An 11,951-nucleotide genomic window follows, 5' to 3' on the forward strand; every position below is an offset into this window, starting at 1 on the left:
ATGTCAATTCAAACATATATATTTGCTGCTTTATTCACGGAACCCCGGAGCATAACTTTCATGCAAGCCCCCCATACCAGCTGCATATAATATATATATACTGCGTCTTAAAGGCATAGGAGGCTTTTTTATGCAAAAAATTCTGGACAATGAATATTATGACTTTATTATAAACAACGCTTTGGTTCCGAATTTTAATAACGATAATAACATAACAAGACTGAATGAAAAGCACTCCCTGCTCCATATACATAAAAGTAACATGGACGCATGTGATTTAGGACTTCATTCCTATGACAGTTTTCCTTCTCTTTTTACGCTCTCATCAAAGGTAAGTGTGGAAAAATCAGGCATCGGAAATGTCCAGAGGCAATCCCATCTAAAGCTTTATGGCTTGGGTGTCATTGTCGGAATCATAGATACGGGCATAGATTACCAGCATCCTGCCTTTCGCAATCACGACGGAACCACACGCATCCTCTCCATTTGGGACCAGACAGATGAAAGCGGAAAGCTTCCGGAAGGATTTGATTTTGGCTCTGAATACGGAAAAAATCATATTAATACAGCATTGAAATCATCTGTCCCCTTAAGCATCGTACCAACCACTGATACAAACGGACACGGAACCGCTATTGCAAGCATTGCTTCCGGGACACCGGATGAGAATGCATCCTTTACAGGAGTGGCACCACAAACGAAACTGGCTGTTGTAAAACTGAAAGAAGCAAAAAAAAACTTAAAGAACATTTTTTTTGTACCCGAAGATGCTCTTTGTTACCAGGAATCAGATATTATACTGGGAATCCGGTATCTTATCTCTGTTTCCGAACAGTTAAACCGCCCGCTTGTCATATGCATTGCGCTCGGCAGCAGCCAGGGCGGGCACAGCGGACGGGGAGCTCTCAGTTCTTATATTGACTTTATTGTGAGTCTGCCAAAAACCGATGTTTCAATTGCTGCCGGAAACGAAGGAAACAAAGGCAGACACTATTATCACAGCATTGCCTCACCGCCATTTCAACACGGCTTTTATCTAAATGCAGGAAAGCCGGATAAAAAATTTTCCATGGAAATCTGGCCGTTCCCTCCAGGAAGGATTCTTCTTGATATTGCATCTCCTGACGGAGAATTTATCCACGAAGAGTCCCCCTCTGGCAACAGCTGCAAAAACTACCAGCTCTTTTATGGAAATACCCGGATTTTGGTCAACAATATCAATATGGACGGGGAATCCGGTGACCAGCTTATTCTGGTCCGTTTTGAAAATCCCATTCCCGGCCCCTGGTTTTTTAAGCTTCACAACATGGAACATGAACCATTTTCCATTCACTCCTGGCTGCCATCCGGGAATCTGCTTTCCCAGGAAACATACTTTTTTAATTCTACCTCTTCTACCACGATCACAGCGCCGGGAAATGCCAGAAACCCGCTTACAGTTGCCGCCTATAACCAGTTTGACAATCAAATTCTGGAAGAATCCGGAAGGGGGTATACACGATTCGGCGAAATCGTTCCCGATATTGCAGCTCCGGGCTACCATATCCCCTGTGCCATTGCCAATCACGGATATGGAATCCTCACCGGCACAGGAGCTGCCGCAGCACACGCTGCCGGAGCTGCCGCTATAGTGATGGAATGGGGCTTTTGCAGAGGAAACCACACATCGGTTACCGGACTTTTAGTGAACCGGATGATCGTCAGAGGTGCCAGACGATGCGATTCCTTTACGTATCCTAATAATACCTGGGGATACGGGCAGATTGATATTTATAATTTGTTCGAGCGGATTTCTGCCATATGAATCCATCCTGAAAGTAAAATACAAAAAGGAACGGTTTACAGTCAAACTGTGAAATCGTTCCCTTTTTGTATGTAATTATTTTCTGCTGTTTTTATTTTTAATGATATAGTATCCTGCAGATACTGCGGTTCCCGCAAAGGCAAGTCCTGCCAGCACCAGATATCCAAACCGGATGCCAAAGGCAGAAGCCAGACTTCCTGTAAATATGGGAAATGTAGTCATTCCCAAGGCATAAACCGCCTGAAAAAGTCCCATGGCCGTGGAACGCTTTTTTGCAGGAATTCCACACATTGCCTCTGAAGTGATATAAGAAAACAGAATACCGGTGGACATTCCCGGAAGTATTTGAAGCAGCATAAGCTCTGCTATGCTTTTTGTTGATGGAATCAGGATACAGTATACAGATACAATGACAAAAACTGCAGGTATCCAAAATCTGGGTCCTTTCCTGCAACAGAGAAACGTAGACGCAAACGCAGCAAAGCCTACGGCAGAAATCATATATATGATGGAAGACATTCCAACAAGTCCGTCGGAGGCTCCAAGATCCTTTAAGATCTGATTGGTAAACGACATGGCAGTTGTGAGCTGAATTCCCTGCTGGATCAAAGCAAGAATGGCAAATAACCATAACCGTTTGATTTTGCATACGGAAAGAAGATCCTTTGTATGAATTGTTTCAATCTTTCTGCATGGCTCCTTGATCTGAAGCGAAAGAACAAAGGCAAGCAGTCCGGCACACACACTGAGAATACAGATTCCCGTCATTTTGATGGTGCCATAGCCAATGGTGCTTAATAAAAATCCCACAAGCATTCCAAAGTTGTTAAACATTACAATCCTGCTGGTGGCCGACTGCTGGTCTTTTGCTGAAAAGTGATTGGTGTAAAACACCATAAAAGAAATCCACATGGCTGATGCCAGGCCTGAGAAAAGATTTGCTGCCAAAAATCCAATTCCATTGTCCCAGAAAATCCGAAACAAAGAGGCCAGGCCTGAAAACAACGTTCCTGCCATGATAAAACATTTATGCCTTCCAATGGAATCCGCACAAAGTCCTATGGGCAGCCGAAATACCAGCTGGGTAATCCCATAAGCTCCTACGACCATTCCGGTAAAAGCACTGCTGACACCTAAAAGAGTCAGATAAGTCGTCTGATAGGGGATGTATACATACTGCGCAAACCAAAACAGGGAAACCATAGCGAGAAAACGGATTTCCTGCCTGCGCGTAAAAGTTTGATCGTTCAATTTCTATCCCTTCATTTCCTGTTTTGCTGAGAGTATTCTTCCAATATCCGGTGGATATGGACCGTTAAATACATTTCTTCCTGTCTGGATAGTCTGGAATCAAATTTTTCCTGAATAAATATCCCGATTTTCCTGACACACTCGTATTCTCTTGGACAGCTTTCAATTACATGCGTGTAAAAAGAATCCTCATAATCATATAAATCCTGACTGCCGTTCACAAGCCTTTGTGCAAAAAGCCTTAAATGGGTTACGAAACGGGTATATCCAATCCCATCTTCATTATAAACAATGGAAAAATTATATTTTACAATATCCAAAATCCCTTTTACGGTCTCAAATATCGCCTGGTTGTCTGTGCTATAAGAGTTGTTTGTTTGGGCATTGATAAAATGAAAGGCAATGCTGCCGGCTTCATCCTGGGGCAATTCCACATGCAGCTGCTCCCTCACAAGCTGCAGGGCATATAAGCCGACCTGATATTCCTTTGGATTAAAGCGCTTTAAGGTCTGTGTATAAAAATTCTGTATAAAAATCCCCTCGTTGTATCTTTTTACAGCAAAAGAAAGATGATCCGTTAGTCCCAGATATATATGCTCCATCAGCACCATTCCATAGGCTTCAATCGCATAATCAATTACCTGCTTGGCCAGTTCAAAATAAGTACTGTCAATTTCAGATGCAAGACGGATGATGTTTTTGGATATGGAGCGGTCTTTTAAGACAAAAACTTTTTCAATGTCTTCATTTTTTAAATGATGTCCGATGGATTTGTTAAATCCAATTCCTTTTCCCATCAGAATTACTTCTCTGCCGCTGTCATCAAGTGCCAGCAGCAGAGAATTATTCATTACCTTAACAACCCTCATAACCAAAACCCCATTTCTGCTATTTAGAGTTCTTCCCCGTTCGTTTCAATGACACGGCGATACCAATAAAAGCTGTCCTTCTTAATGCGGCGCAGATCTTTTAAGTCATGATCTTCACGATTGATATAAATAAAACCATAACGTTTTTTAAATCCCTCGTGGGAGCTGAGTAAGTCCATTACAGACCATGGGGAATAGCCCATCATCTCAACTCCGTCTTCGATTGCCTGGCTGCAGGCAAGGATATGCTCTCTTAAGTAGTCGATCCTGTAATCGTCATGAACCTTTCCGTCTTCTGTCAGGGTATCAGCAGTTCCGAGTCCATTCTCTGTAACGATAAGCGGAAGATGATATTTTTGATAATAGTTATTTAAAACGGTACGCAGGCCTAAGGGGTCGATCTGGGCCCCGTATTCACTGGACGCAAGATGCTCATTTTTCAGATGATGGAAATATCCGTACTGGTCAAAATCAACCTGATTGATGGGGAACGCTCTTTCTCCAACCGGATGCTCATCATCTGCCGGCAGGTAGCTGACACAAAGGGTACGGTAATAATTAAGCGCAATGAAATCCATCTTTGCATCTTTTAAAATCTCTTCGTCTTCCGGCATCATGACCGGAACGATATTCCGTTCTTCCAGATAACGCATATAGTATCCTGGATAGCGTCCGTAGTAATGCATATCCAGACAATAATCTGTCTTAAACCAGTCATTTAACCTGGCTGCCCACACGTCTTCCGGCCGGTTGGTCGCCGGATAGGTGCAGGTAGAAGATACTGCCGGACCGATCTTTCCTTCCGGAATTATGGAATGACACGCTTTCACTGCCAGCGCATGCGCCAGGAACATGTGGTAATCCATCTGGGCTCTCTGGCGGTCTGCTTCCCAGCTGTCTTTTGCAGTAATATTTACCCGCTCGTCCACACGGACCATAAGGTTCTGCTCATTGTGGACCTGCCAGTAGGTGACTCTGTCGCCAAATGCCTCAAAACAAATCTTTGCATAGCGTTCAAAGGCTTTTACACATTCTCTGGATTCCCAGCCATTGTATTTTTCAACCAGTTTATAAGGAAGATCAAAATGGTACAGGGTAATGAACGGCTGAATGCCGTTATCCAGCAGACAATTGATCACATCATTATAAAACCTGATGCCTTCCTGATTGATTTCCCCGTCACCATCCGGAATGATCCTGGCCCAGGCAATGGAGAAACGGTAAATGTCGAGTCCCATCTCCTTCATGAGAGCAATATCCTCTGGCCAGTGATGGAAGAAATCGCTGGCAACCTTACTGTCTGCCTGCAGATGGGAACGCTTAAAGGAGTTTATGTCAGCAACTGTAGGGCCTTTGCCGCCTTCATCCCAGCCGCCTTCAATCTGGAATGCGGAAGAAGACGCCCCCCATAAAAAGTTATCTGGAAACTTCGCTTTGATTTTATCCATAATAAGACTCCTTTACTGATTTTTTTTGATAGCAATGACAGATGTGTTGAGTGTCGCCTTCTTGCCTGTAATTCCGGAAACCTGCTGAAATACGGGAGTATTGCTGACAATGATCGGAACAATGGTATCATAGCCTTCCTTCTTTAACGCATCGATATCAAAGGACAGAATCTTTGTTCCCTTTTTAATATGAGCTCCCTCTTCTACAAACTTCTCAAAATGTTTTCCTTCCAGCTGAACGGTGTTGATTCCAACGTGAATGATCATTTCGACCCCATTATCCAGCATAAGGCCAAGGGCGTGAAGGGTCGGATAGATTAAGGTTACGGTACAGTCTTCCGGGGCAACGACCTCACCCTTTTCCGGAATAATCGCAATGCCGTTTCCTAATGCCATGGAAGAAAATACTTCATCATTAACTTCTGTCATGGAAACTGCTTCCCCTTCGATCGGGGAGCTAATCAATAAATCTGCTTCCGCTGCTGCCTCTGACTCTGCAGCTTCTTCTTTTGCCGGTGCAATTGCTTTCTTTTTCTTATCTTCCATTTCATCAAATCCGAACAGGTACGTAAGTACCATTGCGCCAAAGAAAGAAACGCCTACACCAATTAAGTAATATACAAATGGTTTCATACCAAATGCCGCATAAGTTGCAAAGGTAAGAATTCCGTTGTTGGCAAAGGAATCACCGTATACACCGCCAATGCCCATGATCGCTCCGCCGATGGCTCCGCAGATAATGGCATATATCATCGGTCTTTTTAAACGCAGGTTACAGCCGTAAATCGCCGGTTCTGTAATTCCACAGACAGAAGCAGAAATCGCGGCGGATGCTGCTACTGTCTTTAAATCTTTATTCCTGGTCTTTAACATAACGCCCAGTGCAGCTCCACCCTGTGAAAAGTTGGCAGCACCTGCAAAAGCCAGAAGATTCTGATGTCCAAACTGGGCAACGTCATTAATACCGATCGGAAGAAGTGCTCTATGCGCTCCGAAGATAACAAATACGCACCACATACCGCCGATAAAAGCGCCGCAGATTGCCGGACTTAAATTCATCATGCCTGTATAAACAAAGTTAATCGCATTACCAATGTAGATGCCAATCGGTCCAAAAACCATAAAGGTTGCCGGTATCATAACAAGAAGTGATAAACCTGGAACTAAAATGATTTTTAATACTTCAGGAATTACTTTTTCTAAAAATTTCTGTACATAGGAGAGAATGAAAACACCGATTATGATCGGAATTACAGAGGATGCATAGCTTGCCTTTGTGATGCTAATGCCAAACATGCTTACTGCATCCTGTCCAGTCATCAGTGCTACAACCGCAGGATAACACATGGTACCGCCAAGCGCCATGGCAATGAATTCATTGGCTTTAAATACCTTGGCACTGGTATACGCAAGAATTACCGGCATAAAATAAAACAGAGCATCCGTACCAGCCATGATCAGCGTATATGTCTGATTTAAGGTAATATCCACACCATGCCTGGCTGCAACGATCTTTGCTATGGTAAGAAATCCTTTTAAAAGTCCGGAAGCCGCGATTGCAGGAACCATGGGAGTAAACATTGCGGAAACTGCAATCAGTATACGATTCCAGATGGATACCTTTTCTTCGCTGATTTCTGTGGTTTCATCAATGGATAACATGGGAACAAGGGCATCGTAAACCTGATTTACTTTTGTTCCAAGTACCACCTGGAACTGTCCTCCGCTTTCCACAACGGATATGACACCTTCCAAATGTTCGATTGTCTCTTTATTGGCTTTCTTTGAATCCTTTAACTGAAATCTTAATCTTGTGAAACAATGGGTCAACCCCTTTACATTACCAGAACCACCGACATTTTTTAAGATGTCCCTGGCTATTTGATTATAATTCATATTCAAAACCCCTTTCAAGTAGTTTCATAATCATCATCCGGCCGGAATGACAAAAGAAAAAGACCCAATTAAACGACCTTTTATAAGACAAAATACCCCATCCGTCTTACATCCATTCGTTTAATCCGATCTTGCCTGCATTACCAGTAACACGTCTTCATAATTATTATATTTAGTTGTTTTCAACTTAACCATAATATAACACTATTTTTACAATCATGCAACAACATTTTAGGTGTTTCTACATTTAACACAAATATTATAGGTGTTTTTTGTCGAATTTCTACAAGACACGCATCGTTTCATACCGTCAAACTCCTTCCTCTTTTACCGGGCTATAATGAACCCGGACTTTAATGTCCTGATTGTAATTACCAAAAGCACATCCAAATATGGTTAATCCGCCTGCATTTGCGGCATTTTCTTTTACCTCAAGCCTTAGTTTCAGGGGATCGCGCCTGCCAAGCTTCAAATCCAGGATCGTCACATCCGATATCTTTAATCCATCAATAAACGTTCCCGACTGATTTACCACAATCATCTTTAAAAGACCATACTGATTCCAGTTAGGAAACCACCAGTCCGGTGTGAATATCCCCTGAACATCGCCGAAATCCCCCGGACTGGTCCACATTCCCACTTCCACGTGATTGATGCATATGGTAATATCTGAGGGCCAGTCATTGTTCACTCCAGGCGCTTCACTGCCAAGCTCCAAAGAAATCGTCACCTGATCGATCTGCCTATGGGGCGGCACCATATTGGGGATCATATATTCCACATATCCTTTGGTAAACCAGACAATATCTGCTTTAAACCGGTCCGGATGAGCAAAATAGCGTGGATCATCAACTTCTCCTACGATCGCCCGGCTGCTGGCCAGACCACAGGTAGGCAGCACCCGGTAATCAGAAAAGCAGCCCACTTTTATATCCGTTGTGTAGGTGTTTTTTCCGTCGTCACTCTGCTTCGGTGCAATATCCACCAGCAGACGGTCCACATTTACCCGGCAGACTTTCTGATTCCCGTGGCCATTATGCTCTGCAATCACCCGTATGATTCCGCTGTCTTCCAGTTTTCTGATATGACTGGTCAATGCTCCGTTTGTCACACCAAGACTGGAAGCCAGCTCATTCATATTCATCTCCGTGCGTTCCATCAGCAGTTTTATGATTTCAATTCTAAGCTCTGACCCCAGGGCATTAAAAACCTTCCGCCCTTCTTCTAAATTTTTGATGTACAGCATAACAGTTCCTTTCCTTGATTCGGAACATCACTCCGCCATGCTGCCCCAAATGCATGTATTGTCATTTCCTACTGCGGTAAATGTCATCACCGGCTCTGGAGTGCCGTTTTCGTCATGCTGCTTGAAAAATACTCCCTGGTATTCGGTACCATTGATTAACAGGGTGATATAGTCATAGTTTTTGCCTTTGATTTTTTCCCAGGTTCCATTTCTGTCTCCCTGAATTTTTCCATTTTCAAGAAGGGTAATGGTTTCTTTCTTTATCATGTCAGACGTTGTTTTCTGACCGTGATCGTATAACACATATTTGCCCAATACTTCCCTGGTATTATAATGGCCGATGGGGTCATTTTTATGCTCATATACAGCAGTCACCGGCCAGCCGTTCTGACTCAGGAATTGCTGATGGACCCGGACTTCATGGAATTCCGTCCCATTATCAAATCTTTGATGATAAACCAGATAGCGATCTCCCTTTGAGTCAATGAGTGCGCTGTTATGCCCTGCTGCCTTATATCCCGTACTGCTTGTGCCCAGCCGGTAATTACCGATGAGCTTGATTCCGTACTGCTCATTGTTCCTGTAACTATCTGCAGCATTTTTTCCCGAAGCGTCAAGATACGGACCCGTAACATTCCTGGAGCGGAACAGGCGCATGTTGTACCCGCCGTCGGCGGTCAGGCTGCCGTAAGTTTCATACAGATAATAATACCCGCTTTCCCTGTCATATGTGATGTATGGCCCTTCCCCTGACTGATGATTGCCTCCGGCCAGATGAACACCAAAATAACGGTCCACATAGTTTCCGCTCACTTCATCCACAAAATCCGTTCCCGGATATTTGATTTCTCCTGTCTCCCTGTTTAACTCACAAAGATAGATTCCTCCGGACCAGGAACCATAAACCATATAGAGTTTTTTACCTGACTGGTCAAAAAACAGGGTGGGGTCAATGGCATTTGGCCCATAATGGTGATTCCATTCATTCCCATTAAACCACTGGCTGCTGATCCCATCCTTTAATACACCGGAATCCACAAGTTTTTTCAGATTGAGATAATCATTATCCCATCTTGTATTTCTGCTGCTGTTTCCATCGGTCCTTCCATCTTTTGTAAATCCAGAATAAACAACGGTATCCACATAGGTATAAGGACCTTCTATCTCTTTGGAAACCCCATATCCAATGCAGGACCTGCGCCAGGTGGAGGACGCACTGTAATAGATCATATAAGCGCCCTTGCTTCCATCTTCATTCTTATAATATGGATTCCAGATAACATCCGGCGCCCATACAGCATACTTTCCGCCGGAACAATCTCCATCGTCATAGCCGGCCCACAAAAAGGATTCTTTTAAATTGTCCCTCAGATTCCCATAAAGCCAGTTACTGGTTACATTGTCATAATCACTCCCCAAAGACTTCCACTGGATCAGATCCTTTGATTTTGCTCCTGCAAGATGAGAACCAAATATATAATACTCCCCGTTTTTCGCCTCAACAACGGATGGGTCATGGACCGATACCCGTTGTGGTGTTTCCTGATTATTCTGCGGGTTTTTCTCACGTTCTGCTCCCAACGAATAAAAAAAGAAAGCACTTACAAAAACTGTAATCAGCCCGGCTGTCAGTACCGGCGCAAATGTTTTGTTTTTACCAATGAATCCACACATATCTCACCCCTTGACAGCGCCAACTGTCATTCCTTCTATAAAATATTTTTGAAAGCACAGAAATACAACCAATACCGGAAAAATTGCAAACATGGAGCCTGCAATCAGCAAATCATAATTGTTCCCATAGGGTGTCAGCAGTGTATTCAGGCCAATCGGCAGTGTGAACTTTGCAGCATCACGGTATACAAGCATTGGCCACAGCATATTGTTCCAGGCACCCATGGCGCAGAGAATCGCCATGGCAGCAAATGCAGGTTTGGTAATCGGCATCATAATCCGAATACTGATCCCGAATTCTGTTGCCCCATCGATTCTGCCTGCGTCTAAAAGCTCTTTGGGCAGGGAAATCATATATTGCCGGAAGAAGAATATAGTGGAAGCGCTGCACAGCCCTGGCAGCAGGACCCCGGCAGTGGTATTGATCAGATTTAAATTAATCATCTCCTGATACAGCGGCAGCATGAGAATCTCAAACGGCACCATCATCGTAGCTATCACCAGAAAAAACAGAAGATTTTTTAACCGGTACTCATACATGGTCAAACCGTAGGCCACAAAATAGCAGATCAAAAGTGTCAGTACCACTGCAAGTAAAGTCAGGATCATGCTGTTTTTAAACCACATAAAATACTTTCTGGAATCAGCATTGCAGGAAAAGAGATATTTATAATTATCCAGAGTCATCGCGGAAAAATCCGTATGGATGCTGAGCCCCCGCCGGATCAGTTCTCTTCCGGGCCGAAAGGAGGCAAGGAATCCGGCCAGTACCGGAAAAAGAATGAAAAAACACAGGCATGCAAAAAAGCAGGTACCCAATGCTGTAAGGATTTTATTTTTTCCATTCACCGTTACTTTTCCTCCTTCTTAAAAGAACCGTTCAGTATCAGCTGTGCCACATTAATGATGAGGGCAATGAGAAGCAGAATAAGCCCTACTGCGGATGCATAGCCCATCTGGTTCTTTTCAATTCCCCGTTTGTAGAGATACCCCACAATGGTCAGTCCGATGTTCTTCGGAGACGTATTTCCTGCCCACAGCATATAGCTTTCCAGAAACATGGACAATCCGGCGTAAACGCTGATTGTTAAAACGTATATCGTCGTTGGCTTTAACAGAGGAACGGTAATATACCGGAATTTGTTAAAACCGCTTGCCCCGTCTATGGCCGCTGACTCATACAGCGTAGAATCAATGCTTTTTAAACCCGACAAAAAGTAAAGCATATTGACACCGGTCCATCTCCAGCAGCAAAGCGTAAGAAGTGCAGCCATTGCAAGACCTTTTTCTTTTAACCACGGAACAGGAGCTCTGCCAAGAGTCTGCAAAAGCAGATTCATCTGGCCTGTCGGCAATTCTGAAAACATTAGCCTGAACAAGGTTCCGGATATGACCACAGAAGTCAGGGCAGGCAGATACAATGCGCCCTTTATAATACCTTTTGCCCTGATCAGATTGCTGTCCATCAAAACGGCAAAGAACATGGGAAAGGGAATCAGCAATGCAAGAGAAAGAACCATGTATGTAAAGCTATTCTTGACTGCAGTATGAAACGTAGTATCTTTCAGTAACTTTACATAATTCTCCATGCCAACCCATTCAATCTGCCCCGGCAAGATGCTTTGAAAGCTCATTTTCACCGTACTAAGCAGCGGATATATCCAGAAAACCAGAAAGCTTAACAGAAATGGCAGTACAAAGAGATAGGGAGCCGTTTTCTGGGAATAAAGAATCCGTTTTAATTTCATAAATGATTCCTCCGC

The 11,951-nt window shown here is 43.6% G+C and carries 9 protein-coding genes; 1 reads left to right on the plus strand and 8 read right to left on the minus strand.

Annotated features, from left to right (window positions below; genetic code table 11):
- Positions 1-130 precede the first annotated feature (130 nt).
- On the plus strand, positions 131-1,804 hold the full coding sequence (locus tag ACLTWA_RS02885) for a S8 family peptidase (protein ID WP_412326040.1): 1,674 nt from the start codon (positions 131-133) through the stop codon (positions 1,802-1,804).
- A gap of 75 nt (positions 1,805-1,879) precedes the next feature.
- On the opposite strand, the gene ACLTWA_RS02890 is transcribed toward ACLTWA_RS02885, so the two are convergent.
- From ACLTWA_RS02890 to ACLTWA_RS02925, 8 genes are all read right to left on the minus strand, one after another.
- Positions 1,880-3,055 carry an MFS transporter gene (locus ACLTWA_RS02890; protein WP_412326041.1) on the minus strand — a complete coding sequence of 392 codons (1,176 nt, stop codon included), beginning with the start codon at positions 3,053-3,055 and terminating at the stop codon, positions 1,880-1,882.
- Between the two features lie 11 nt (positions 3,056-3,066).
- Positions 3,067-3,924 (minus strand): PRD domain-containing protein, encoded by an 858-nt coding sequence (locus ACLTWA_RS02895; protein WP_412326042.1) that lies wholly within the window; start codon positions 3,922-3,924, stop codon positions 3,067-3,069.
- Between the two features lie 23 nt (positions 3,925-3,947).
- Positions 3,948-5,372 carry a glycoside hydrolase family 1 protein gene (locus tag ACLTWA_RS02900; RefSeq protein WP_412326043.1) on the minus strand — a complete coding sequence of 475 codons (1,425 nt, stop codon included), beginning with the start codon at positions 5,370-5,372 and terminating at the stop codon, positions 3,948-3,950.
- 12 nt (positions 5,373-5,384) lie between these two features.
- Positions 5,385-7,268: a beta-glucoside-specific PTS transporter subunit IIABC gene (locus ACLTWA_RS02905; RefSeq protein ID WP_412326044.1), complete on the minus strand. Its 1,884-nt coding sequence runs from the start codon at positions 7,266-7,268 to the stop codon at positions 5,385-5,387.
- Between the two features lie 310 nt (positions 7,269-7,578).
- Entirely contained in the window at positions 7,579-8,514 is a 936-nt protein-coding gene (locus ACLTWA_RS02910; RefSeq protein ID WP_412326045.1) for an ArsR/SmtB family transcription factor, read from the minus strand.
- Positions 8,515-8,541: 27 nt separating this feature from the next.
- Positions 8,542-10,188 carry a glycoside hydrolase family 43 protein gene (locus tag ACLTWA_RS02915; RefSeq protein ID WP_412326046.1) on the minus strand — a complete coding sequence of 549 codons (1,647 nt, stop codon included), beginning with the start codon at positions 10,186-10,188 and terminating at the stop codon, positions 8,542-8,544.
- Positions 10,189-10,191: 3 nt separating this feature from the next.
- Positions 10,192-11,037, minus strand: coding sequence for a carbohydrate ABC transporter permease (locus ACLTWA_RS02920; RefSeq protein WP_412326047.1), 846 nt, complete (start codon positions 11,035-11,037; stop codon positions 10,192-10,194).
- A 2-nt stretch (positions 11,038-11,039) separates the two neighbouring features.
- Positions 11,040-11,936 (minus strand): carbohydrate ABC transporter permease, encoded by an 897-nt coding sequence (locus ACLTWA_RS02925; protein ID WP_412326048.1) that lies wholly within the window; start codon positions 11,934-11,936, stop codon positions 11,040-11,042.
- Between the last annotated feature and the right edge of the window lie 15 nt (positions 11,937-11,951).

The sequence above is a fragment of the Lacrimispora sp. genome (assembly GCF_046972725.1).
GTDB lineage: Bacteria > Bacillota > Clostridia > Lachnospirales > Lachnospiraceae > Lacrimispora.

Coding starts and splice junctions, on each gene's coding strand:
- ACLTWA_RS02885 (WP_412326040.1), top strand. CDS start 131: ATGCAAAAAATTCTGGACAATGAATATTATGACTTTATTATAAACAAC.
- ACLTWA_RS02895 (WP_412326042.1), bottom strand. CDS start 3,924: ATGAGGGTTGTTAAGGTAATGAATAATTCTCTGCTGCTGGCACTTGAT.
- ACLTWA_RS02900 (WP_412326043.1), bottom strand. CDS start 5,372: ATGGATAAAATCAAAGCGAAGTTTCCAGATAACTTTTTATGGGGGGCG.
- ACLTWA_RS02905 (WP_412326044.1), bottom strand. CDS start 7,268: ATGAATTATAATCAAATAGCCAGGGACATCTTAAAAAATGTCGGTGGT.
- ACLTWA_RS02910 (WP_412326045.1), bottom strand. CDS start 8,514: ATGCTGTACATCAAAAATTTAGAAGAAGGGCGGAAGGTTTTTAATGCC.
- ACLTWA_RS02915 (WP_412326046.1), bottom strand. CDS start 10,188: ATGTGTGGATTCATTGGTAAAAACAAAACATTTGCGCCGGTACTGACA.
- ACLTWA_RS02925 (WP_412326048.1), bottom strand. CDS start 11,936: ATGAAATTAAAACGGATTCTTTATTCCCAGAAAACGGCTCCCTATCTC.